The following is a 20,815-nucleotide window of genomic DNA, read 5'->3' as shown; positions in this document are numbered from 1 at the left end:
GTTATAGGTAATCGCTATGTATGGGAATATATAGCGCTTCGCCATCGTCGGTACAGTGCAAAGTTGTCTCAGGGGCTCAGCGCTTGTTGAGCTGCGCCAGGGCCTGCCGGGCCAGGTTCAGCGTCAGCTCGCGGGTCGACAGGTCCTGCCCCAGGCGCAGCGCCTGGCCGGCCCACAGGCTACTGAAGTCGGCTTCATCCAGGGCGCGCAAAGGCATCAAGGCACCGCCGGCCAATGGAAACGCCGGCGCCGCTGGGTTGATCGGCCCCAGTTCGCGCATCACCCGATTGACGATCCCCCGCGCCGGGCGCCCGGTGAACAGGTTGGTCAGGGCCGTTTCGCTGGCCTGGGCGCTGTGCAATGCCTGATGGTGGGCGGGGGTGATAGTGGCTTCGGGCGTGAACAGATAGGCCGTGCCGATCTGCACCGCCGAGGCGCCAAGGGCGAACGCGGCAACCATGCCCCGTGCATCGCCAATCCCACCGGCCGCGATCACCGGCACACTGACCGCATCGACGATCTGCGGCACCAGGGCCATTGTGCCAATCTGGCTGGTGAGGCGATCGCTGAGAAACATCCCGCGATGCCCACCGGCTTCATAGCCCATGGCAATGATTGCATCGCAGCCGTGCTGCTCCAGCCAGATCGCTTCTTCGACGGTGGTGGCCGATGACAGCACTTTTGCCCCGGTGGCCTTGACCCGGTCCAGCAGGGCTTTTTCCGGCAGGCCGAAGTGGAAACTGACTACCTCGGGGCGGAACTCTTCCACCACTTCGCAACTGGCAGTGTCGAATGGGGCGCGGTTGGAGACCGGGGTCGGTGCGTCAAAATCGGCCCCCAGTTCACGGTAGTAGGGCTCCAGCATCGCCTTCCACTGACGGTCACGTTCGGGGGCAGGGACTGGTGGCTGATGGCAGAAGAAATTCACGTTCAACGGTCGGGCACTGGCCTGGCGAATGGTGCTCAGCGCCTGGCGCAGTTGCTCGAGACTCAAGGTGGCCGCCGGCATGGAGCCGAGGGCGCCGGCCTGGCTTGCGGCAATCACCATCTGCGGGCTGGTGCTGCCGGCCATGGGGGCCTGGATGATCGGCAGGTCAATGCCCAAGAGGTCAATAATCCGCGTATCTGGCCAGGTGCTCATGGTTCGCTTCTCCAGTGGTGGAACGCCCGGGGAGGGCTGCCCGGCATTTTTAACAGGGGCGGCCAGGGCAAGGCCAGTCTGTATTATTCACTGGACGCTGGCGCCTGTTCATGCACGGTGCGGCGTTCGCGCTGGAGCAATTGCTGCTTGCGCTCCACCCCCCAGCGGTAGCCCGAAAGATGACCATCGCTGCGTACCACGCGGTGACAGGGAATCGCCACGGCCAGGCGATTGGCGCCGCACGCCTGGGCCACGGCGCGAAAGGCGCTGGGCGCGCCGATGCGTTGGGCAATCTCGGCATAGCTGGCAGTGCTGCCTAACGGAATGTCGCGCAGCGCCTGCCAGACACGCTCCTGGAACGCGGTGCCGCGCAGGTCCAGGGGCAGGTTCAGGCCCAGGGCGGGCGCTTCGATAAAACCCACCACCTGGGCAATCAACTGTTCAAAACCGGGGTCGGCGCCGATTAGATTGGCCTGCGGGAACTGGTCCTGCAGGTCGCGCGCCAGTTGGTCCGGGTTGTCGCACAGGAGGATCGCGCAGACCCCGCGATTGCTTTGCGCCACCAGAATCGCCCCCAGGGAGCACTCGCCGATGGCAAAGTGGATATCGTTATGGATGCCGCCGGCCTTGTAGTCGCTGGGTGTCATGCCGAGCAACTGGTCGGCAGACGCATAGAAGCGGCTGTTGGAGTTGAAGCCTGCGTCGTACAGCGCGTCGGTCACCGACTGGTTGTCCTGCAGGTGAGCCCTGACCTTGCGTGAACGATGGGCCCGCGCATAGCCCCGCGGCGTCAGCCCGGTCAGGGTCTTGAATACCCGGTGGAAATGGAAGGGGCTCAGGCCGGCGCCGTTGGCCAGGTCTTCCAGGGCGGGCAGGGTCTCGGCCTGTTCGATATGGCGGCAGGCGGCGGCGACTAGGTGCGCATGGCGTTGCGCGACCTGGGTCTGATCGGCCGAGGTGCGTTTATTGGGGCGGTACCCGGCGGCTTCGGCTTGCTGCGGGGTGTCGAAGAACTCGACGTTCTTGCGCAGCGGCTGGCGTGCGCTGCTGCTGGGACGGCAATACACCCCGGTGGTCTTGACCCCATAGACGAAGGTCAGATCGGCCGTAGCGTCACGGGCAACAATGGCCGCCCAGCGCAGATCATCTTCAGTGCTCATGGCAATAGCTCGGCAATGGATCAGTGGCCAGGATAATCACCGGGGAGGGGCCGCACACTCCGTTGCTTGCGGTTGAATTCACCGGGGTCAGCCGGCCGTGCGAAACGTCAGGTTGATCCGTTGTGGCCCCATGCGCGGGTGCGCGCCTTCCTTGATCGGCAGCACCCCATGAAAACGCAGGCGGTCAACGCCGCCCCAGACCGCCACGTCGCCATGGAACAGTGAGATCTTCTGCGTCTTGTCACTGCGTTGATGGCCGCCAAACAGAAACACCGCCGGCAGGCCCAGGGACAGCGAGACCACCGGGGCGCTGTAGTCGCGCTCGTTTTTATCCTGGTGCAGGGACATCCTCGCACCCGGCACATAGCGGTTGATCAGGCAGGCGTCCGGCGCAAAACCGTCGAAACCCGCTGCGCTGGCCGCGTTGATCGCCAGTTCGCGCAACACCGCCGGCATGCTCGGCCAGGGCTGCTGGCGCTCGGGGTCGAGGGGGCTGTAGCGATAGCCCTGGGGGCTGGTGGTCCAGCCCAGTGCGCCGCAACTGCTCAGGGCCGCCGACATGGTAAAACCACCGGGGGTGACCATATGCCGGAGCGGGGACTGGACCAGGACGGCACGCAGCTCGGGCAAGACACGTTCAAGCCAGGGCAGGGCATAGCCCCTGAGGACGCAGGATTGTTCGCCGATTTGCTCGCGACGGGCCGGTTGCTGCAAGGCCTCGTCGCTGAACAGGTCGCCGGTGGAATGAGGGTCCATGTTGCACAATCACTCCGCTGCTGGGGATGGTTTACAGGGCCTTGCTCACGGTGATCTCAGTGATTTCGTCACTGGCATCGTGGATTTTCGCCAAGGCCGCCTGGGCTTCTTCGGTGCTGGCCGACTGCAGTTGGGCAAATTCAAAACGGCGTTCGCCGTTGAGCTTGTACTTGATGACGTATTTGGTGGTCTGGTTCACGGGCATTCCTGTGGTGTAAGGCTGCGCAATCAGCTGAGTTTGGTGCTGGTGCGGCGAACAATGCGGATTTTATGGGACAAGGCCGGCTTGCGGGTAACGCTGATGGCACGGCGTGTCACCACATCCAGGGTGATGTTCCAGAACCCGGTGCTTGGCGCGGTGATCTTGGCCGGGAATTTGTCGAACGCGCCACCGTGATACGTGTGGCGACCACCATTTTTGAAGCTGCGGAAATTCGCATCGCTCATCAGGCGGATATTGCAGGTCTGCGAGCATTCAATGACGACAATGTCCCCTTCGTTCAAGTGTTCGCGCTGGTGGATGAATTTCATGGGGGGTGTCTCCAGAAGGGCTTTTTCTGAAAAATCAGAACGATACGTGGGTTAAGATGGAGTTTATCAGCCCCAGCACGTTTATTATCGGGTCGTCGTCGGCGTCTTCGACAATTTAAAACAGTTATTTACCGATATATCAGGGATAAATCCTACGTTGGCGGGAGAAAAATACCATCTTCGCTGTCGTAGGGTCTTTATCGGAGGTTTTGTATGAAGTGGAGTGTATTGGTTCTGGCCCTGGCAATAGGTGGATGTGCTTCGGTTTCAGACATCAAGCAGACACCGCCAACCCTGGCGGTTATCTCCGGGAAAAAACCGCAGGAATACGCGGCGTGTGTGGTGCAGAAACTGTCGGCGACCCGTCGCCCGTCGCAGATCGAGCCGCTCAAGGAAGGTGTGCGGGTAATTGTGCCGCAGAAATTTTCGGCTGACCCATCGGCCATTTTCGAGATTGAAGACCGCTCCAGTGGTAGCAGCATCAAGCTCTACGAGAGCATGTCCAATGTGCCGATTCGTCCGGGTGATGTGAAGAAAGCTGCGGAAGACTGCATTTCCGGCTGAGTCCACCTCACCGCTCATACGCGATCAACTCCGATCAAGAAGCCTGGCCTGCGCTTGCAGTGCCGGGCTTTTTATTGCCTGAAATTTCTTACCCAGCGGTTGTGACTGTCAGCCCATTACCCTACCATTTGTAGGCTTATGCATTGTAGGTCTAAGCATATAACTATAAAAATGGAGTCGTGATGATGTCTGTGGAGAGAGTGTTGATGGGTGGCGCCCTGCTGCTCATGCTCGGCAGCGCGCAGGCGCTGGAGGGCAAAAAGGTGTTCAATGAAGGTGGCGCGCAGCCTGGCGCGGCGGCTTGCATGGCGTGCCATGGCGCCGATGGCCTGGGGCTGGCGGCTGCGGGGTTTCCACGGCTGGCGGGGTTGCCGGCGGCTTACCTGAGCAAACAACTGCATGACTTTCAGAGTGGTGCGCGCAGCAACCCGGTGATGACGTCGCTGGCCAAGGCGCTTACCAATGAAGAAATCGCCGCAGTGACCCAGACGCTGGCGGCGATGCCGGCGCCGGCCGTGCAAACCGGCCATCGCAGCATGGCCCCGACCAATCCCACCGAAAAACTGGCACTGCAGGGGGCCTGGGAGCGGCAGATTCCTGCGTGCGTCAGTTGCCATGGCCCTGCAGGTGTCGGCGTGGGCGAGGCGTTCCCGCCGCTGTCCGGGCAATCTGCCGCCTACCTGGCCGCCCAGCTCAATGCCTGGCGCAGTGGCACCCGGCACAATGATCCCAATGACCTGATGGGCCATGTGGCCAAATCCCTCACGGATGACGAAGTGCAGGGGATTGCCGGTTATTTCGCCTCCTTGCCTGGCCAGGAGGTCAAGCCATGAAGAACCTGTCATTTGCACCCGTGCTGGTCGCGTTGATCAGTGTGCCAGCGTTGGCCGCACCGATAGCCATGGAAGATCAGTCGCAACTGCAGGTGCCGGCTGCGGTGCCTGCCACCACGGCGTTCCAGCCACCTCAGGCAAGCGAGTTGCCCGACAATGCCTACGGCAAGTTGGTGATGCAGGGTTATGCGTTGTTCGTCGATACCAAGCGCCTGGCGCCGCAGTTTGTCGGCAACGGTCTCAATTGCAGCAACTGCCACCTGGATCAGGGGCGCCTGGCCAACTCCTCGCCGCTGTGGGGGGCTTACCCGATGTACCCGGCCTATCGAAAAAAGAATGACAAGGTCAACTCCTTCGCCGAACGCCTGCAGGGTTGCTTCCAGTTCAGCATGGACGGCGGCACGCCACCGGCAGCCGACAGCCCTGAGATTGCCGCGCTGTCGACCTACGCTTACTGGCTGGCGAGCAAGGCGCCGCTGGGCGTGGAGTTGCCTGGGCGTGGTTACCCTGATGTGCCACAACCGGCCAAAGGCTACAACCTGGCGCAAGGGGCCGAGGTGTACAAGGCACAGTGTGCGGTGTGCCATGGCGGCGAGGGGCAGGGGCAGAAGGTCGGTGATAGCTACGTGATGCCACCGTTGTGGGGCAAGGACTCCTATAACTGGGGCGCCGGTATGCACCGGATCAACACGGCGGCCTCCTTTATCAAGCACAACATGCCGCTGGGCAAGGGCGGTAGCTTGAGCGACCAGCAGGCCTGGGACGTGGCGGCCTACGTCAACCGCCATGAGCGCCCCCAGGATCCGCGCCTGGTGGACGGCTCGGTGGAGAAGACCCGCGTCAAGTTCCACGCCAATGATGGCGTGAATCTGTACGGGCAAACGGTTGATGGCGTACTGATTGGCCAAGGCATCCGTTAAACTATCCGCCGACCACAAAAAATGCCGCTCAAACCCCGGGGTTTGAGCGGCATTGTCATTCTGGAAAGCAATTATGAAACGTGAACGCGTCAGAGAGCGGCATGCAGAGGGTCACATCTCTGCGACCCATGTGATTCAAAATCCGGCCAATTCGGGGGAGTGGATTGTATTTTTCAAGAAAAGCGGCGGGCGCAGCTTTTTCCTGGTGGATGACCAGGACGAGGTCGAATCCTTTGCGAAACTGGATGACCTGATCGACACCATTCGTAGCCTGGGCATCAAGTTCGCCGAGATTCACATGTAACCGCCCGGGTTACTTGCAGACCACCACCACACTGCGGCCCTTGAAATTGCCCACGTCCACGCCCAGGGTCTTGTCGCTGTCCTGCAAGGCCGGCGTGCCTTCGGTACCGACGATGCGGTAACCGGTGCCTGCGCAGGATGCATCGGCTTTTTCGTAGCAACTGGCCCAAGAGTTGGCCTCGCCCGAGCAGTCGATGGTCAGGCCTTGTTCGCCATTTTTCAGATAGATATCAGATGTGGTGGTGCAGCCGGCAAGCGCCAGTACCGAGATCAGTGCCAGGATTTTGTTCATGAGTGGGTCGTCGTCGAGGGTGTTGGAGGGGCGCTGACACTGTCGTGGGGCGTTGGCGCGAGAGTATAGCGAACTGCCACTTAATGCGCAGTCTCAGAAACAAAGTCTGCGACTGCGCCCCCGCGATGTGTCCGGCCCTGGCCTTCTGCGTGTGTCATGGCACACCCATCACGAGTACACCGCTGCCGCTGACGGGGCCTGGGGTGGGCAGGGAGCCGGCTCGCCGGACGAGGGTAAACGTCACATCGTCGCCGCCCACGCTATTGGTAATACTGGACAGGAAGGCGCCGCCGACCTGGACGGCCGTTGCGCTCCTTACGAGTGCCGTGCCGACATCCGGGTTGGTCATCAGCAGTAGCCTGGAGTCGAACGATGACGGCGTACCTTTGTAGGTAATGGTGATCGGCGTGGTGATCCCCGGGTCCGGGCACGCGTAGGTGAGTCGGCGGTCACGGCGAACGGTGGTTGTCAGCGGGTCGGTGCCGATTGCCCTTTGGTGCACATCGCCGAAGTCGATCTCGATCGGGTTGTTATTGTTGATCGTGCAGGTTGACGGGGAAATGGTGAAGTCGTTGGCGGCGGTATAAGTGACCGTGAGTTGCGGTCGGGTGCCGTCGAAATTGTTCGAGCTGGTGAGGCGCAACAGGCCGAGGGTGTCTCCTGTGCGCACATCAATCGGATTGGAGGGATCGTTACGCACCAGAATATAGGGGGTGATATTGATCGGGTAGCCGATCCCGTTGTTGGGCATGGTGGCCACGCGGATACCCGCCGGAACCGGCGTATCGAGGAAGCTGCCATTGATGCGCAAACCGCTCCTTTCCCGGGTGAATTTGGGGCCGGACGTCCAGGGCGTTCCCGAGGCATTCCCGGTTGCCCAGTAATCCTCCCCCCAAACGGGGCCTGCGCCGGCGGTAAACCGACATTCGAGCCGGGCGCCCTCCATCAGAATCCTCACGCGATCTGTATCGAGCCGTACGTCTACGGGGACGGTCAGGTGGGTCACCCGCGCCCACTCCCCACCATTGATCCGACAATCGACAGCCAGCGCGGCCGAACTAACGCTAATCAGCAGGAGAAGCACCATGGCTTCATATAGTCGTTTCATCTTGATCTCTCGTTGCTTCTCTACGCAGGCGCTGTCCAGCGAACAATCAGTCGCTGTAAACCTGGTTGGCCTGAAAGCCTATGGGTATCAATCGGTTTTTTGAGCCTACGAATTACGGGTAGTCCAGGGTAAAAGTAGAGGTCGCGGTGTAGGCGCCATGGCCAATGCTCTGGTCCCTGATGGCATTCGGCTCACCCTGGACATAGGCTTTGAGCTCAATAACGTTGCTGCCATTACGCAACACCTGTTCGTCGCTGACTGTATTCAGAGGCAATGGCTTTTGGCTCGGTGTCTCGATACCGATGCCAATGCCTGAGGCACCACTCCCTGCGTCCAGCGCGAGCAATCCGGGCAGCGCCGGGTTTTCCCTGCCGCCGAACGTGATGGTGACCGTGTTGCTGATCGTGGTGTTGCAATCTTCCAGGTGCAGCTTGAAACCCCGACCTTGGGAGCGGGTGTTGATGTAGAGATGCTTGCTGGTCAGGTCCCAGAGCTCCAATGTGATGGCCTCGTCGCCTGGACGGATAGTGCAGGCCTCTTCCACCAGGTTGCCCTTCAAGCGCAGGTTGTCCGCCGCTTGCCCCTCGGGGGGCAGGCCGGTGGTCAGCAGTAAGGCCAGCCCTGCACTTGGCCAGCCCTTGTAAATCGTTTCGTGTCCCATGGACGGATCTCCTACTCGTATTCGGCCAGCAACGTAGCCACCGCCGTAAACTGTGCAGGGGACAGCGTGGTGCCTGGCTGTTTGACGGGAACAACCTCCAATGCCGGCGGTGACGACAGGCTGATGTCCAGCGGTGTGTTGAGTGGAAACGGCTGGTCATTCTGGAAAATCCGGATCCCCAGTGCAGGCACATTGGTTTGCAATGCGGCGCCGTCAAACCCTGTCGCCGTGCCCCTGATACTCAACTTAAGCTCCCACGGCAGCGTGGCGGGGGCACAACTGATGGTGTAGCCGAGCCCGCGACGGTACTTCACTCCGTCGACCCGCTTGACCCCGACATCCCCAAAATCGACTTCAATGCTATTGCCTGCGTTGATCGTGCAGGGCGGCGGCTCGTTCAGCGTGCCGCTGAATGTCAGGTTGGCCAGCGCATTGCTGCAAAGGCCGATGGAACACAAGGCGAGCAATGCTCGCTGCTGGCAACGGGTCATTGATCGCTCCTTTTCATTGGTACTCGATGACAAGGGTGGCGGCGGCATCAAACACCCCTCCTGTCAGACTGCTGCCCGCGCGTTTGACAGGCACGGCCTGCACGATCGGAAAGTTTGGATAGGTAAACCTCACAGCCGTATTCAGCGGCCAGTCGGCGTCATTCACGAACAGCTTTACCCCAAGGTCGGCCTTGCGGGTGCCGAGCACGCGACTGTCAAACGCCGCTCCGGTGCCCTTGAGTTCCAGGGTCATCGCGTTGCTGAAGGGCGAGTCGCATATCACGGTGTAAGGCACGCTTCGACGATAATTGACCCCGTCAACCCGTGATGTCAGGAGGTTATTGCCAAACGGCACATCGAGCGTGCTCCCACTGTTGATGACACACGGCGGCGGGGCGATGATTTGTGCCCGGATGATCAGATTGGTATCGGCCGACACTGCTTGGCCTGCCGCCCACACCAGGGCGCCGGTAAGAATGGCCTGCGCGCCGATTGACTTAGCCATTGTTTTGCCCTTAGTCATAATTGAGCCTGAAATCCACTACGGCGCGAAATGCCCCGCTGGTCAGTGGTGCAGAGGTGCGCGTAGGCTGAACATTCCAGGTCCGGGTGCTGCTGCCCAATGCCAGAAACAGTGGTTCGCCCCTGGAGCCCAGCCGTACATCCCGCCCCACGTCATCGGTCAGGCGCAGGCCCATCCCGGTGATGCCTTGTACTTTGACCAGCCGCGGATCATCGTCATCGGCAGGGGCGACAAACGTCACCGACAGCACTGGTTGAAAGGCACTCCACGCCAGGTTCCCCGTACGTTCGCTACGGATGCTGCCGGCGGTGCGCTGGCAATCGGTAAAATGCAGCTGGAATGCCACAGTTGTTGCCTGGTCGCCCGGCCGCTGCAATTGGCTGGTGGACACGGCGCCCAGGTCAATCGTCTGGTGCAGTGACGTCATCTCCAGGCTGCAAGGGGTCTCATGCATGGCCCCGTTAATGTTCAGCAGCCCATTCATGCCCTCGATATCATCCTCGGCGTGTGCGCCCCCCACCAAGGCAAAGGCCAACAACAGGCCGCCCAAGACCTTCCCATTGTGCGATTTCATGATGTTCTCCCGCGGCAGGCGCTACTCATTTGGGCGGTGGGGTTTGTGAGCTGACCTTGCAGGTTTCACCACTGCAAGTGAAAGCCAGCAGTGGGCGACCACCGTAGTCGTTGACGTAGGAGAAGTAGGGCGTAGTACCGAGTGTGTCGGCCGATGGCCCCAGCGTCAGCGCGCCTTTGGGCGGTACCATCACCGGCTCGAAGCCCGGTACGGTTTTGCCGTCCCTGCTGCTGCGCGCATCCACCAGGGTCACGTAGTAAGGCGTTGGGTTATTCACCTGATAACTGGCGCCTATGCGGGTCAGGGTCAGCTTTTCCTGCCAGGGGGTGGATAGGTCTTGCTGGCTCGGCGCAATGGCCTGCGGCCGGTAGAACAGTTTGATTCGGGTCTGCAGGGCGATTTGCAGGGTATTGGATTTATCACTGCGCGGCGGGATCTCCCTCAAATTGAAGTAGTAGACCGTCTCGCGATCCTGCGGCAGCATTTTTGCCGCCGGCAATGCCTGGACTTTCACCTGGCTCTGTTTCCCCGGCTCCAAGCGCTGAACCGGCGGTAACACGATCAGGGGAGTGGTGATTTTCGTGCCCGCTTCATCCTCGATCCAGCCCTGGGCCAAATACGGCAATTGGGTGTTGTTATTGGTGATGTTCACGCTGGTGGCCTGTTTGCCACCATCGAAAATCACTCGGGTGCGGTCCAGGCCGATTGCGGCATTTACACTCGGGCTCAAGCCCATTGCCAGCAGGGCGAAGGCCGGAAGAGGGAGGCGCGTCTTGAGCGTCATGAGGATGTGTTCTCCGTATCGGTAGGCTGCCCGCTCAGTACCGGCGGCACGGGCAAGGATTGATCAGTGGCGGTCTTGCGGCAGCTCAATTGCAGGGCATCGGTCAAGCCATCAGCAGGCAAAACGACAGGGAGCGTGAGGATGCACTGCTCGGCACCTCCCCAACTGACGGCCATCTGCCCGCCGGCCTGTATACCGCTCAGATAGACATGGCCGTCGTCATTCACAATCCCGGTATCCTGCTGTTTCATGTTCTTGACCTGCGCGCCGAACGGCGGTGAGTTGCCATCTTCCAGGCGAAGAACCGCCATGGCTTTCTCGCCGGCAATCACGTCCAGTGAGCGGTAGCCGATAGCCCCTTCGGTCAGTGTCAGTTGCGTCACCGATTGAGTGGCTTCGACATTGTTCGGCAGGCTCTCCAGGTCGACGCTGGCCGCCGTACGCTGATAGCTGCTGATATCCGAGATAACCGCCTTGCCAAAGGCATTGCTGCGGCTTGGGCTGCCGTAACCCCGCACAGGCACATCCGGTACGCCGCCGGTGTCGACCATCAGGCGGGTTCCGCCCGTGCTGTTGGTCCGGTGCAGCGCAGCGCCGTGAGACGTAAGCGTGCCACCGCCGCGCGCAGACACACCGAGGCTGCTGTTACCGGATTGTTGGCTGGCGCTGAGGTCGATATCGGCCTGATCGCCCATGTGGGTCAGATAGCCGCTGGCAGAGCTATCGCTTGCACGGAGTTGGTAGCTATTGCGCGCATCAAGGCGATCACTGAAGCGCGACGAAAAACTGTTATCGCCCGCGGCCCGGTAGGCATCCAGCGATAGCGTGCCGGTGCGCCCCAGCGGCAGGCTGACCGTCAGCGCCGCACCGTTATCCTTGTAGCTGTATTCCAGGGTGCGAAAGATGTTCAGGGACAGGCTCATGTTTTTCACGGTGCCCACATTGAAATAACGTGACACGGACATGTTCCAGCGCTGCGTGTGTGGCCGGTCCCAATAGGTTTGTTTGTTGTAACTGGCGTAGACCGTGGCCCCAAGGTCGCGAAACTGCTTATTCACCGTGGCCGTATAAAGGGCCTTGCTCCCGCCGATAGGCTTCCAGTCATCAATGCGTTCACCGTCCTCGTTGTACCCCCCGCGCCCGCCGAGTTCGCCGTTCAAACCGTAATGCCGAGCGTTGAGGTATTCACTCATGCTCAGGAAGCCCTTCTCGGAAAACCGGTAGCCGGCGAAGGTTATCTGGCTGTCGTACTGCTCAAAGTGCTTGGAGTATTGGAGGCGGTAGGATTTACCCGCGAGCCGCTCATTCCAGACGGTTGCCTGGGACTGGGTGACATCCAGCGACAGGGCCCCGAACGCGAGCAGGTCACGCCCAGCGCCGACGGACAGCGCATGGTAGTTGTTATCCGTGATCCCGCCGCCGAACAGCGACCAGCCATTGCTGACCCCCCAGGAGAACTCGCCGGTCCCGAAAAAATCACCGTCACCGTTGTACTGGAGGTTGGACGGTCGTCCCGTTGCCAGCTTGTAGCGAACCTGGCCGGGGCGTGTCAGGTAGGGAACACCCGCCGTATCTAGCTGGAAGCTGTGGACCGAGCCGTCCTGTTCTTCCACCCGCACATCCAGCGAGCCGGACACGGCATCGTTAAGATCCTGAATGCGAAAGGGGCCTGCCGCGACCAGGGTTTCATACAGCACACGGCCTTGCTGGCTGACGACGACTTTTGCATTGGTTTTCGCCACTCCGACGACTTCCGGAGCGTAGCCACGCAAGTTGGGGGGCAGTTGGTTTTCATCCGAACTGAGTGCGGCGCCGGTAAAGCGGAAACTGTCGAACAGGTCCGAATACAGGTAGTTCTCTCCCACCACGAGGCGCGACTTCAGCGCAGGAATTGCGCGATAGGCGTAGTAGCGCGTCCAGTCCAGTTTCTGGTCCTTGGCTTCGCCCTCACGGCGTCTCTCGAAACGCCCCTGCCAGTCGGCCCTGAGGCGCCAGGCCCCGGCATTCGCGCCGAGCGTTCCGTTCCCACTCAGGTTGTTGCGGTTGCCGCGATTGTTTTGATAGTTGGACTGCGCGGTGATGCTGTAATCCGCCAACAGCCCCGGCACACCTTCATCCCAGCGCGAGGGCGGGTCCCAATTGATGTCGCTGTATTCGAGATAAGCCTGGGGGAGGTTGATAGTCAGCGTCGAGGTGGCCAGATCCCCACTCACTTCCATGCCCGGCAGCCCTTGGATATCCAGGCACTGCCCGTTATTCCACCAGGTGAGTTTTGCCGCGCCGGACGCCTTGAGGCCAAGCTGCTCGACGAGATCGGGGGACAAACAGGCCTGGCTGCCCTTGGGATCATTATCGGGGGGATAGAACACCACCGACTGCTCAGCAATAGGCTGGGCATTGACCTGCACCACCATTGAGTAGGTGCCGGGCAGAATAAACCCGCTGCGCGCAAATCGGGACAAGTCAATATTGGTGCGATCATTCAGATCAAGAACATCCGTATTGAACTCGATATCCCCGCTGGCCATTGCAGTTCCAGCCAGTGACATCAACCCGCTAAATAGGCCTGGACGCAGCGAATATTTGACCTTCGACGTATTCAACATGAAAAAGCGACTCATCAATGTTCAAAAATATTCCAGCTTGAACCGCACGGCGGCACCGTGAGCGCCAGGCATCAGCGGCAGCCCGTTGCCGACCAGGCGCAGCGTGTAGTGCAGTGTCATGTCGCCTTCTGCCAACGGCAGCAACGGCATCGGTTCACCCGGAATGCTCTCCTGGCCGGCCGCATCCCAAATGTGCAGGGCGACCCCCTGTGAACCACCAAAGGCAGCAAAGGAGCGACCGTCTCTATCGCGGGCACCGTCAAAGGTCACTTGCAGGTGCTGCCAATCCGGCAGGTTCACATCCGGGCGTGACGGGTCAGGGCGGGTCAAGGAGCAATTGACCAGGCGCAACTGGAAGGGGTGAGGTTCACCTATCGCACTGCGCAGCAGCCGGCCTATGGGCTCGGGTGGCATCTCGATGGTTTGATCGGCACTGACCAGTTCCAGCCCGCAAGCGGAGTCAATGACTTCTCCTCCCAGGGTGACTAACCCCTCACCTTGCGCCGCCGCATTCGCGAAAACGCAAGGGCTGATGAGCACCGTCAATGAAGAGGCAATGGCGAAACTCAGGAATGTTTTCACCTGTATCTCCCGTCAGAATCCCCCGCCACCCGAAGTGGCGGGGGCCGTACTTACTGATAGGCCAGGGTGAAATTGGTCACCGCGCTGAAATCACCAGGCACGATCGTGCCGGTGGCGGCACCTTGTACATAGGCACCAAACTCCAGGGTGTTGTTACCGACGGCAATGGCTTGCGGGGTCGTTGCGACACCCAGCTCAATGGGCTGGCTACCATGGGTCATCATGATGCCGATACCGCCCGCGCTACCCACTGTGCCCAACCCGCCCGGGACAACGCTTGAGGGCGCGCCCGTGAATGTAGTCGTCACCGTATTATCAGTCAGGCCTGCCAGGTCGCAGCCTTCAAGTTCAATCAGAACGCGCCGGGCTTCAGATTTCCCCCCTGTCTGCAATTGATGTTTGGCGATCGCGCCAAGATGAACAGTTTGATCTACGGAGTCAGGCTTAATAGAACAAGCACCCGAGTGGACCGACCCTTCGAACGTAACTGTCCCATCTGCCGCATGAGCGGCAGAGATCGCGCCAGCAAATAGTCCGATAGTTAGCAGTGCAGTTTTAAAATTATTTTTCATTTGCAGATACCTACAGAGTAAGTGTTGTTGAGAAGTCCGGCCGCAACTGTGCGTAGGACCTATTAAAAAGCGGTTATGAAGTGTGCAGTTAAGTGTCCAGGTTTCAGTGCTTTGGATTTCTCCTCTTCTCTTGAGGTATCGAAAGCTTGCGATTGAGTTCGCCGCTTTATAGGCGCAGTCCAGGGTCGTGCGGCAAGCCGGAACGGTCCGGCCAGTCGGCTCTTTGCCTCAGCGGAGGCTCGCAGAAAACTCAGCCCGGGTGCGGTTGAGTTGGTGTTCAGCGAAGTCCTGATTTTCCAACTATTTGTATTGCGCTTCGGGAGAACATTCGAGGCGGGGCAATTATTAGGCTACTAGTTTTAGTAAGGAAGTCGTCCGGTTCCCTTGCTTGCGTAGTCTTTTAGTGGTGGGGCATATAGGAAAGTTATGGCCGTTTTCCAATAATCGAGAAATGACCGTAAGACGTGGACTACATTTGGTTTAGCGAGGGGGCGAGTTGCTATAAAAATAGGTTGGCAAGTGTTTGGAGGCAATAGTGTATGTTGAGGAGAGCGAACTAATTTTCCCTCTCCTGAGTGAGTGCGTCGGCTCTGCCAGGGCGCAGATACAGGCAATGCAATGGGATGGCTGTTGTCAAACAAAAAAGCCCCGATCATCGGGGCTTTTTATGTGCAATCGTAGGGGCTTATTTCCCCTTTGGCCTTTTGCTCGATGCGTGACCGGCTTCGTCCACAAACACTTCGGCTACTGCAATAGCCTGGCTCTCGGTGGCGAATGCCCCGGCGACGCTGTCTCCGTGAAAATTGATCAGGTGCCAGCCGTCTGCTCGCTTAGTGATCAGGTAGCCGTTTACGCCTTTGGGTTCTGACATCGATTAACAATCTCGTGGTCTGGTTCAAGCGGGCTATGATAACGCCAAACGCGCAGGGCAAGCGCAAGTTGTTGCAGGTCAGTGCTCTGCACCCAAAAGCGTGCTAAAACAACCGAAGGCCTTTTAAGTAGCGGGGCACGGTTGGTTTGAGCTTGCCGTTGGTAGGGCCAATTGCAGGATCGGTGGAACTAACGCCGACATTTTTTCTCTATGTTGACATCGCAACGCCAGCAGCGCCCATTGTAAGGTGGCTGCGGCCTGATTAGACTGCGCCGAATTTCGTACGCACAGCCCTTATTAAGGACTTTTATGATCAAGAAATGCTTGTTCCCAGCAGCCGGTTACGGTACTCGCTTCCTGCCAGCGACCAAGGCCATGCCTAAAGAAATGCTGCCGGTGGTAAACAAGCCACTGATCCAGTACGGCGTCGAAGAGGCACTGGATGCCGGCCTCAACGAAATCTCCATCGTCACCGGCCGTGGCAAGCGCGCACTGGAAGACCACTTCGATATCAGCTACGAGCTGGAAAACCAGATCAAGGGCACTGACAAGGAAAAATACCTGGTCGGTATCCGCAAGCTGCTCGACGAGTGCTCGTTCTCCTACACCCGTCAAACCCAGATGAAAGGCCTTGGCCACGCGATCCTTACCGGTCGCCCACTGATCGGTGACGAACCGTTTGCCGTGGTCCTGGCGGACGACCTGTGCGTCAACCTGGAAGGCGACGGCGTCTTGACCCAGATGGTCAAGCTCTACCAGAAGTACCGCTGCACCATCGTTGCGGTGCAGGAAGTCGACCCTGCGGAAACCAACAAGTACGGGGTGATCGCCGGTGATGACATCGGTGATGGCCTGATCCGCGTTCGCGACATGGTCGAGAAGCCGGCGCCGGAAGATGCCCCGTCGAACCTGGCAATCATTGGTCGCTACATCCTGACCCCGGATATCTTCAAGCTGATCGAAGAAACCGAGCCAGGCAAGGGCGGCGAAATCCAGATTACCGATGCTTTGCTGAAACAGGCCAAAGACGGTTGCGTGATTGCCTACAAGTTCAAGGGCCGTCGTTTTGACTGCGGTGGCGCTGAAGGCTACATCGAGGCGACCAACTTCTGCTACGAGCACTTCTACAAGACTGGCAAGGCTTACTGATTAAGCATTGCCTGTTGAGTCTCAAGAAAGCCACCTTCGGGTGGCTTTCTGGTTTTTTGGGCGCAAGCGGGTATCCTGATGCCCTGCCGAGGAGAGTGAAATGGCCTACGATTTTGATCTTTATGTGATTGGCGCCGGTTCCGGTGGTGTACGGGCGGCGCGGTTCGCCGCAGGTTTTGGCGCGAAGGTGGCCGTGGCGGAAAGCCGCTACCTGGGCGGTACCTGTGTCAACGTTGGCTGCGTGCCGAAAAAACTGTTGGTGTATGGCGCGCACTTTGCCGAAGACTTCGAACAAGCCAGCGGCTTTGGCTGGTCCTTGGGCGAAGCGAACTTTGATTGGGCGACATTGATCGCCAACAAGGATCGCGAGATCAATCGCCTCAACGGTATTTACCGTAACTTGCTGGTTAACAGCGGGGTGACCCTGCACGAAGGCCATGCGCGTCTGACCGGCCCCCACGAGGTCGAGATCAACGGCGAGCGCTTCACGGCCAAGCACATCTTGATCGCCACGGGCGGTTGGCCGCAGATCCCCGAGATTCCGGGGCATGAGCATGCCATTGGTTCCAATGAGGCGTTCTTCCTGAAGCAACTGCCCAAGCGCGTACTGGTGGTGGGTGGTGGTTATATCGCGGTGGAATTTGCCGGGATTTTCCATGGTCTGGGCGCGCAGACGTCGTTGCTGTATCGCGGCGATCTGTTCCTGCGTGGCTTTGATGGCGCGGTGCGCAAGCACTTGCAGGAAGAGCTGACCAAGCGTGGCCTGGACCTGCAATTCAACGCCGATATCGCACGTATCGACAAGCAGGCCGATGGCAGCCTCAAGGCCACCCTGAAAGACGGTCGTGTATTGGAAGCCGATTGCGTGTTCTACGCCACGGGCCGGCGCCCGATGTTGGATAACCTGGGCCTGGAGCACACCGGGGTCAAGCTGGACAAGCGTGGCTTTGTCGAGGTTGACGATCTGTACCAGACCGCCGAGTCGTCGATCCTGGCCATTGGGGACGTGATTGGTCGCGTGCAACTGACGCCCGTGGCATTGGCTGAAGGCATGGCGGTGGCGCGGCGTCTATTCAAGCCTGAGCAGTACCGCCCGGTGGATTACGCGATGATCCCCACGGCAGTGTTCAGCTTGCCGAATATCGGTACCGTGGGCCTGAGCGAAGAGCAGGCGCGGGCCGATGGGCATAACGTGCAGGTTTTCGAAAGCCGCTTCCGGCCGATGAAACTGACCCTGACGGAGTGCCAGGAGCGCACGCTGATGAAGCTGGTGGTCGATGCCGATACCGACAAGGTGCTGGGTTGCCACATGGTCGGGCCGGATGCGGGCGAGATTGTCCAGGGCCTGGCGATCGCCCTCAAGGCGGGGGCGACCAAGCAGCATTTCGACGAGACCATCGGCGTGCACCCGACGGCGGCGGAAGAGTTTGTCACCATGCGCACGCCTGTCGCTGGCTGATCAGGTATTCCCTGTTGCCTCTGGCGCCGTTGCAACGACGGCGGCCAGGCGCAGCGCCTCAATGGTGGCCTGGGCCTTGAGCAGCTCCAGTTCCAGGGTTTTGCGGCTGTGCTGCTGCTCGGCCAGGGCCTCCTGCCGTGCCTGGTTGTCCAGCACGGCAACCCGCAGACGCTCCTGGAGCAGGGTGCGCTCGCTATCAATCAGGCTTACCTGTTCGCTCAGCTTGAGTTGCTGGGCCTGATCCTTGCGGCTTTGCTCTTGCAGAGTCGCCAACTCCTTCGCCGTGACCCGGTGCTCAATCAATAGCCGTTCATTGTCACGGTGCAACTGGGTGATTTCGTCCTGGCGCACCATGGCGCTCTGCTGGGCCTGACGCAGTTCGGCCTGCAGTTGCTGCAGTTGGCCTTCGTGGCGGCGTTGTTCCTGTTCGCGTTGGTCTTTGATCGCAGTGCGGTAGTGCTCAAGGGCGTCGCGGGCGTGCAGGTGTTTGTCTTCCAGCGAGCGAATCTGTTCGTCCTTGTCCGCGAGTCGTAGCTCGTAGTCGCTGCACGCCTGGCTGAGTCCGGCGTTACGGGTTTGCTCGGTTTGCAGGCTGGTGCTGGCGGTCTGCAGGGCTGCGCTTTCTTCCGCCAGGGCGGCGGCCTGAATATCAAATTGCTGCTGGAGCTGGTTGTGGGCTGCGGTCAGTGCCTCTACCTGGGTGAGCAGGGCGGTTTTCTGCTGCTCGAACTGCGCCAGGGCCTGGTCGATGGGTTCCTGAGCCTTCTCTTTCAAGCGCTGGGCCAGGCGTGCGACCAGCTCGCCAAGCTCATCGTCGATGGGCGCCTCGGTAATGGCGAGGCGGGTTTCGCTCTCGTCCAGCTCCTTTAAATAGCGGTGGATGGTGGTTTTCGAGCCGGTATTGCCCATTTCGATGCGTACCGCATCAATGCTGGGGTTTTCGCCGCGGGCGAGGATTGCCAGGCGTGCCGTTTGAACTACTGCTTTATTGATGCCGCCGCGAGCCATGGGGTCTCCGTCGATTTAGTACTGTGGTATGTATTATGTAAATACATACTGTATCACGAATAAAAATGCCTTTAAATTGATGATTTTACAGATGGGATATTGGCGTATTATCCCGTGTGATGACCCATTTGACGCAGATTCACCCCCTATGCCCGTACACCAACCCCTTGGCGATAGCGCTATGAGTGAACTTGATCGTTACCTGAACGCCGCCACCCGCGATAACACTCGCCGCAGCTATCGCGCCGCCATCGAGCACTTTGAAGTGAGTTGGGGTGGCTTCCTGCCCGCCACCAGCGACAGCGTGGCCCGTTATCTGGTGGCTTACGCCGGGGTGTTGTCGGTCAATACCCTGAAATTGCGCTTGTCGGCGCTGGCGCAATGGCATTCCAGCCAGGGTTTCCCGGACCCGACCAAAGCGCCGGTGGTGCGCAAGGTGCTCAAGGGCATCCGCGCGGTGCACCCGGCCCAGGAAAAACAGGCCGAGCCCTTGCAGCTCCAGCACCTGGAGCAGGTGGTCAATTGGCTTGAGCGCGAAGCTGAGCAGGCGCGGACAGAGGGCGATCGGCCGCGCTGGCTGCGCGCCAAGCGCGACGCGGCCTTGATCCTGCTGGGCTTCTGGCGTGGTTTTCGCAGTGATGACCTGTGTCGGCTGCAGATCGAGCATGTGCAGGCGGTGCCAGGCGCGGGTATCACCCTGTACTTGCCGCGCAGCAAGAGTGACCGCGAGAACCTCGGCCAGACCTATCAGACCCCGGCACTGCTGCGCTTGTGCCCGGTGCAGGCCTATACCGAATGGCTGAGTGCCTCGGCCCTGGTGCGCGGCCCGGTGTTTCGCGGGATCGATCGCTGGGGCAACCTGGGCGAGGAGGGGTTGCACGCCAATAGCGTGATCCCTCTGCTACGCCAGGCCCTCGGGCGCGCGGGCATTGCTGCCGAGCAGTACACCAGCCACTCCTTGCGCCGGGGCTTCGCCACCTGGGCCCATCGCAGCGGTTGGGATTTGAAGTCGTTGATGAGTTACGTCGGCTGGAAGGACATGAAGTCCGCCATGCGCTATGTTGAAGCGACGCCCTTTCTTGGCATGACTCAGGCCCGCGATCCGCTGCTTTAAGATTTCTTCTATTAATACAGTTGGTTGATAGCCAAAACCAATCGGCGGCATCAGGTTTGGCAATGAGCCATCGGCGATGAGACTGGGTAGGATTCACCCATCAACTTACTAACCCCTGACGGAGAGTCAACGATGCCTATCATCAACAGCCAAGTAAAACCGTTCAAAGCCACCGCTTACAAAAACGGCAACTTCGTAGACGTGTCGGACGCTGACCTGAAAGGCAAGTGGTCTGTCGTGTTCTTCTACCCAGCCGACTTCACCTTCGTCTGCCCAACCGAACTGGAAGACCTGGCTGACAACTACGCCGAATTCCAGAAGCTGGGCGTCGAGATCTACAGCGTGTCCACCGACACCCACTTTGCCCACGCTGCCTGGCACAACACTTCGCCAGCCATCGGCAAAATCCAGTACACCATGATCGGCGACCCAACCCTGACCATCTCCCGCAACTTCGACGTGCTGATCGAAGAAGCTGGCCTGGCAGACCGTGGCACCTTCGTGATCAACCCTGAAGGCCAGATCAAGATCGTTGAACTGAACGACGGCGGTGTTGGCCGTGACGCTTCCGAGCTGCTGCGCAAAATCAAGGCCGCCCAGTACGTCGCTGCCCACCCAGGCGAAGTGTGCCCAGCCAAGTGGAAAGAAGGCGAGGCTACCCTGGCTCCGTCCCTGGACCTGGTCGGCAAGATCTAAGTCTGTGAAGTATCAAGGGCGGATTGCCGCACCTTAAGTAAGCCGCACCGCCCTCAAAAACGCCCGGGCGAGATTCGCTCGGGCGTTTTTTTTACCGAATTGATTTGAAATAGGAAA

The 20,815-nt window shown here is 59.7% G+C and carries 25 protein-coding genes; 8 read left to right on the top strand and 17 right to left on the bottom strand.

Features of this window, described 5'->3' with window-relative positions; all coding sequences use genetic code 11:
* Positions 1–76: 76 nt before the first annotated feature.
* The 5 genes from PSFL_RS04600 to PSFL_RS04580 all read right to left on the bottom strand — a co-directional run bounded on the left by PSFL_RS04600 (position 77) and on the right by PSFL_RS04580 (position 3,588).
* Positions 77–1,141, bottom strand: coding sequence for a nitronate monooxygenase family protein (locus PSFL_RS04600; protein WP_271043430.1), 1,065 nt, complete (start codon positions 1,139–1,141; stop codon positions 77–79).
* Positions 1,142–1,224: 83 nt separating this feature from the next.
* A complete protein-coding gene (gene ada / locus PSFL_RS04595) occupies positions 1,225–2,301 on the bottom strand; it encodes a bifunctional DNA-binding transcriptional regulator/O6-methylguanine-DNA methyltransferase Ada (RefSeq protein WP_397469760.1) in 1,077 nt (358 codons plus the stop codon).
* Between the two features lie 87 nt (positions 2,302–2,388).
* Positions 2,389–3,057 (bottom strand): DNA oxidative demethylase AlkB, encoded by a 669-nt coding sequence (gene alkB, locus PSFL_RS04590; RefSeq protein ID WP_397469759.1) that lies wholly within the window; start codon positions 3,055–3,057, stop codon positions 2,389–2,391.
* Positions 3,058–3,088: 31 nt separating this feature from the next.
* The gene (locus PSFL_RS04585; RefSeq protein WP_162947682.1) at positions 3,089–3,256 is read right to left on the bottom strand and encodes a hypothetical protein; all 168 of its coding nucleotides are present in this window, start codon (positions 3,254–3,256) and stop codon (positions 3,089–3,091) included.
* A gap of 29 nt (positions 3,257–3,285) precedes the next feature.
* Positions 3,286–3,588, bottom strand: coding sequence for a DUF1883 domain-containing protein (locus PSFL_RS04580; RefSeq protein WP_003173824.1), 303 nt, complete (start codon positions 3,586–3,588; stop codon positions 3,286–3,288).
* A gap of 213 nt (positions 3,589–3,801) precedes the next feature.
* Here PSFL_RS04580 and PSFL_RS04575 point away from each other — a divergent pair, with 213 nt between their 5' ends.
* The 4 genes from PSFL_RS04575 (at position 3,802) to PSFL_RS04560 (ending at position 6,209) form a co-directional block, all read left to right on the top strand.
* Positions 3,802–4,152 (top strand): hypothetical protein, encoded by a 351-nt coding sequence (locus PSFL_RS04575; protein WP_057440046.1) that lies wholly within the window; start codon positions 3,802–3,804, stop codon positions 4,150–4,152.
* 182 nt (positions 4,153–4,334) lie between these two features.
* On the top strand, positions 4,335–4,985 hold the full coding sequence (locus PSFL_RS04570; RefSeq protein WP_397469758.1) for a c-type cytochrome: 651 nt from the start codon (positions 4,335–4,337) through the stop codon (positions 4,983–4,985).
* On the top strand, positions 4,982–5,905 hold the full coding sequence (locus PSFL_RS04565) for a c-type cytochrome (protein WP_170060427.1): 924 nt from the start codon (positions 4,982–4,984) through the stop codon (positions 5,903–5,905). Before PSFL_RS04570 ends, PSFL_RS04565 begins: the two co-directional genes overlap by 4 nt.
* A 73-nt stretch (positions 5,906–5,978) precedes the next feature.
* Positions 5,979–6,209 (top strand): hypothetical protein, encoded by a 231-nt coding sequence (locus PSFL_RS04560; RefSeq protein WP_057440048.1) that lies wholly within the window; start codon positions 5,979–5,981, stop codon positions 6,207–6,209.
* A 9-nt stretch (positions 6,210–6,218) separates the two neighbouring features.
* Here the strand turns inward: PSFL_RS04560 and PSFL_RS04555 are convergent, their stop codons facing one another.
* From PSFL_RS04555 to PSFL_RS04505, 11 genes are all read right to left on the bottom strand, one after another.
* On the bottom strand, positions 6,219–6,500 hold the full coding sequence (locus tag PSFL_RS04555; RefSeq protein WP_057440049.1) for a hypothetical protein: 282 nt from the start codon (positions 6,498–6,500) through the stop codon (positions 6,219–6,221).
* 154 nt (positions 6,501–6,654) lie between these two features.
* Positions 6,655–7,608 (bottom strand): fimbrial protein, encoded by a 954-nt coding sequence (locus tag PSFL_RS04550; RefSeq protein WP_397469757.1) that lies wholly within the window; start codon positions 7,606–7,608, stop codon positions 6,655–6,657.
* A gap of 112 nt (positions 7,609–7,720) precedes the next feature.
* Positions 7,721–8,269, bottom strand: coding sequence for a fimbrial protein (locus PSFL_RS04545; RefSeq protein WP_198849424.1), 549 nt, complete (start codon positions 8,267–8,269; stop codon positions 7,721–7,723).
* 11 nt (positions 8,270–8,280) lie between these two features.
* Positions 8,281–8,760, bottom strand: a complete 480-nt coding sequence (locus PSFL_RS04540) for a fimbrial protein (RefSeq protein ID WP_128593747.1) — start codon at positions 8,758–8,760, stop codon at positions 8,281–8,283.
* A gap of 13 nt (positions 8,761–8,773) precedes the next feature.
* Positions 8,774–9,265: a fimbrial protein gene (locus PSFL_RS04535; RefSeq protein WP_169990251.1), complete on the bottom strand. Its 492-nt coding sequence runs from the start codon at positions 9,263–9,265 to the stop codon at positions 8,774–8,776.
* 10 nt (positions 9,266–9,275) lie between these two features.
* Positions 9,276–9,857: a fimbrial protein gene (locus PSFL_RS04530; protein ID WP_397469756.1), complete on the bottom strand. Its 582-nt coding sequence runs from the start codon at positions 9,855–9,857 to the stop codon at positions 9,276–9,278.
* A 25-nt stretch (positions 9,858–9,882) separates the two neighbouring features.
* A complete protein-coding gene (locus tag PSFL_RS04525) occupies positions 9,883–10,641 on the bottom strand; it encodes a fimbria/pilus periplasmic chaperone (RefSeq protein ID WP_169960844.1) in 759 nt (252 codons plus the stop codon).
* Positions 10,638–13,247 (bottom strand): outer membrane usher protein, encoded by a 2,610-nt coding sequence (locus tag PSFL_RS04520; protein ID WP_397469755.1) that lies wholly within the window; start codon positions 13,245–13,247, stop codon positions 10,638–10,640. The genes PSFL_RS04525 and PSFL_RS04520 overlap by 4 nt, the downstream gene beginning before the upstream one ends.
* Positions 13,248–13,268: 21 nt before the next feature.
* Positions 13,269–13,829 (bottom strand): fimbrial protein, encoded by a 561-nt coding sequence (locus PSFL_RS04515; RefSeq protein WP_057440056.1) that lies wholly within the window; start codon positions 13,827–13,829, stop codon positions 13,269–13,271.
* Between the two features lie 50 nt (positions 13,830–13,879).
* Positions 13,880–14,401, bottom strand: a complete 522-nt coding sequence (locus PSFL_RS04510) for a fimbrial protein (RefSeq protein ID WP_169960843.1) — start codon at positions 14,399–14,401, stop codon at positions 13,880–13,882.
* A gap of 685 nt (positions 14,402–15,086) precedes the next feature.
* Positions 15,087–15,272 (bottom strand): hypothetical protein, encoded by a 186-nt coding sequence (locus tag PSFL_RS04505; RefSeq protein WP_029294643.1) that lies wholly within the window; start codon positions 15,270–15,272, stop codon positions 15,087–15,089.
* A gap of 309 nt (positions 15,273–15,581) precedes the next feature.
* Here PSFL_RS04505 and galU point away from each other — a divergent pair, with 309 nt between their 5' ends.
* Positions 15,582–16,421 (top strand): UTP--glucose-1-phosphate uridylyltransferase GalU, encoded by an 840-nt coding sequence (galU, locus tag PSFL_RS04500; RefSeq protein WP_057440057.1) that lies wholly within the window; start codon positions 15,582–15,584, stop codon positions 16,419–16,421.
* Between the two features lie 100 nt (positions 16,422–16,521).
* Positions 16,522–17,880: a glutathione-disulfide reductase gene (gene gorA / locus PSFL_RS04495; RefSeq protein ID WP_057959612.1), complete on the top strand. Its 1,359-nt coding sequence runs from the start codon at positions 16,522–16,524 to the stop codon at positions 17,878–17,880.
* Here gorA and PSFL_RS04490 read toward each other — a convergent pair whose 3' ends face one another.
* Positions 17,881–18,888 carry a DNA-binding protein gene (locus tag PSFL_RS04490; protein ID WP_397469754.1) on the bottom strand — a complete coding sequence of 336 codons (1,008 nt, stop codon included), beginning with the start codon at positions 18,886–18,888 and terminating at the stop codon, positions 17,881–17,883. It lies immediately after the preceding gene.
* A gap of 181 nt (positions 18,889–19,069) precedes the next feature.
* On the opposite strand from PSFL_RS04490, the gene PSFL_RS04485 reads away from it, so the two are divergent.
* Together PSFL_RS04485 and ahpC are read left to right on the top strand one after the other, a co-directional pair.
* Positions 19,070–20,002: a site-specific integrase gene (locus PSFL_RS04485; protein WP_115128121.1), complete on the top strand. Its 933-nt coding sequence runs from the start codon at positions 19,070–19,072 to the stop codon at positions 20,000–20,002.
* Between the two features lie 132 nt (positions 20,003–20,134).
* Entirely contained in the window at positions 20,135–20,698 is a 564-nt protein-coding gene (gene ahpC / locus PSFL_RS04480; RefSeq protein ID WP_010210361.1) for an alkyl hydroperoxide reductase subunit C, read from the top strand.
* The last annotated feature ends 117 nt before the right edge of the window (positions 20,699–20,815 follow it).

The organism is Pseudomonas sp. DD1 (assembly GCF_044510355.1).
GTDB classification, from domain to species: Bacteria; Pseudomonadota; Gammaproteobacteria; order Pseudomonadales; family Pseudomonadaceae; genus Aquipseudomonas; species Aquipseudomonas shahriarae.
Note: the sequence above shows the minus strand (reverse complement) of the source record. Positions and strands in the feature narration are given on the sequence as shown.

Excerpts from the sequence above, each read along its gene's own strand:
- PSFL_RS04600 (WP_271043430.1), bottom strand. The coding sequence starts at position 1,141 with ATGAGCACCTGGCCAGATACGCGGATTATTGACCTCTTGGGCATTGAC.
- ada (WP_397469760.1), bottom strand. The coding sequence starts at position 2,301 with ATGAGCACTGAAGATGATCTGCGCTGGGCGGCCATTGTTGCCCGTGAC.
- alkB (WP_397469759.1), bottom strand. The coding sequence starts at position 3,057 with ATGGACCCTCATTCCACCGGCGACCTGTTCAGCGACGAGGCCTTGCAG.
- PSFL_RS04580 (WP_003173824.1), bottom strand. The coding sequence starts at position 3,588 with ATGAAATTCATCCACCAGCGCGAACACTTGAACGAAGGGGACATTGTC.
- PSFL_RS04575 (WP_057440046.1), top strand. The coding sequence starts at position 3,802 with ATGAAGTGGAGTGTATTGGTTCTGGCCCTGGCAATAGGTGGATGTGCT.
- PSFL_RS04570 (WP_397469758.1), top strand. The coding sequence starts at position 4,335 with ATGATGTCTGTGGAGAGAGTGTTGATGGGTGGCGCCCTGCTGCTCATG.
- PSFL_RS04565 (WP_170060427.1), top strand. The coding sequence starts at position 4,982 with ATGAAGAACCTGTCATTTGCACCCGTGCTGGTCGCGTTGATCAGTGTG.
- PSFL_RS04560 (WP_057440048.1), top strand. The coding sequence starts at position 5,979 with ATGAAACGTGAACGCGTCAGAGAGCGGCATGCAGAGGGTCACATCTCT.
- PSFL_RS04555 (WP_057440049.1), bottom strand. The coding sequence starts at position 6,500 with ATGAACAAAATCCTGGCACTGATCTCGGTACTGGCGCTTGCCGGCTGC.
- PSFL_RS04550 (WP_397469757.1), bottom strand. The coding sequence starts at position 7,608 with ATGAAACGACTATATGAAGCCATGGTGCTTCTCCTGCTGATTAGCGTT.
- PSFL_RS04545 (WP_198849424.1), bottom strand. The coding sequence starts at position 8,269 with ATGGGACACGAAACGATTTACAAGGGCTGGCCAAGTGCAGGGCTGGCC.
- PSFL_RS04540 (WP_128593747.1), bottom strand. The coding sequence starts at position 8,760 with ATGACCCGTTGCCAGCAGCGAGCATTGCTCGCCTTGTGTTCCATCGGC.
- PSFL_RS04535 (WP_169990251.1), bottom strand. The coding sequence starts at position 9,265 with ATGGCTAAGTCAATCGGCGCGCAGGCCATTCTTACCGGCGCCCTGGTG.
- PSFL_RS04530 (WP_397469756.1), bottom strand. The coding sequence starts at position 9,857 with ATGAAATCGCACAATGGGAAGGTCTTGGGCGGCCTGTTGTTGGCCTTT.
- PSFL_RS04525 (WP_169960844.1), bottom strand. The coding sequence starts at position 10,641 with ATGACGCTCAAGACGCGCCTCCCTCTTCCGGCCTTCGCCCTGCTGGCA.
- PSFL_RS04520 (WP_397469755.1), bottom strand. The coding sequence starts at position 13,247 with ATGTTGAATACGTCGAAGGTCAAATATTCGCTGCGTCCAGGCCTATTT.
- PSFL_RS04510 (WP_169960843.1), bottom strand. The coding sequence starts at position 14,401 with ATGAAAAATAATTTTAAAACTGCACTGCTAACTATCGGACTATTTGCT.
- PSFL_RS04505 (WP_029294643.1), bottom strand. The coding sequence starts at position 15,272 with ATGTCAGAACCCAAAGGCGTAAACGGCTACCTGATCACTAAGCGAGCA.
- galU (WP_057440057.1), top strand. The coding sequence starts at position 15,582 with ATGATCAAGAAATGCTTGTTCCCAGCAGCCGGTTACGGTACTCGCTTC.
- gorA (WP_057959612.1), top strand. The coding sequence starts at position 16,522 with ATGGCCTACGATTTTGATCTTTATGTGATTGGCGCCGGTTCCGGTGGT.
- PSFL_RS04490 (WP_397469754.1), bottom strand. The coding sequence starts at position 18,888 with ATGGCTCGCGGCGGCATCAATAAAGCAGTAGTTCAAACGGCACGCCTG.
- PSFL_RS04485 (WP_115128121.1), top strand. The coding sequence starts at position 19,070 with ATGAGTGAACTTGATCGTTACCTGAACGCCGCCACCCGCGATAACACT.
- ahpC (WP_010210361.1), top strand. The coding sequence starts at position 20,135 with ATGCCTATCATCAACAGCCAAGTAAAACCGTTCAAAGCCACCGCTTAC.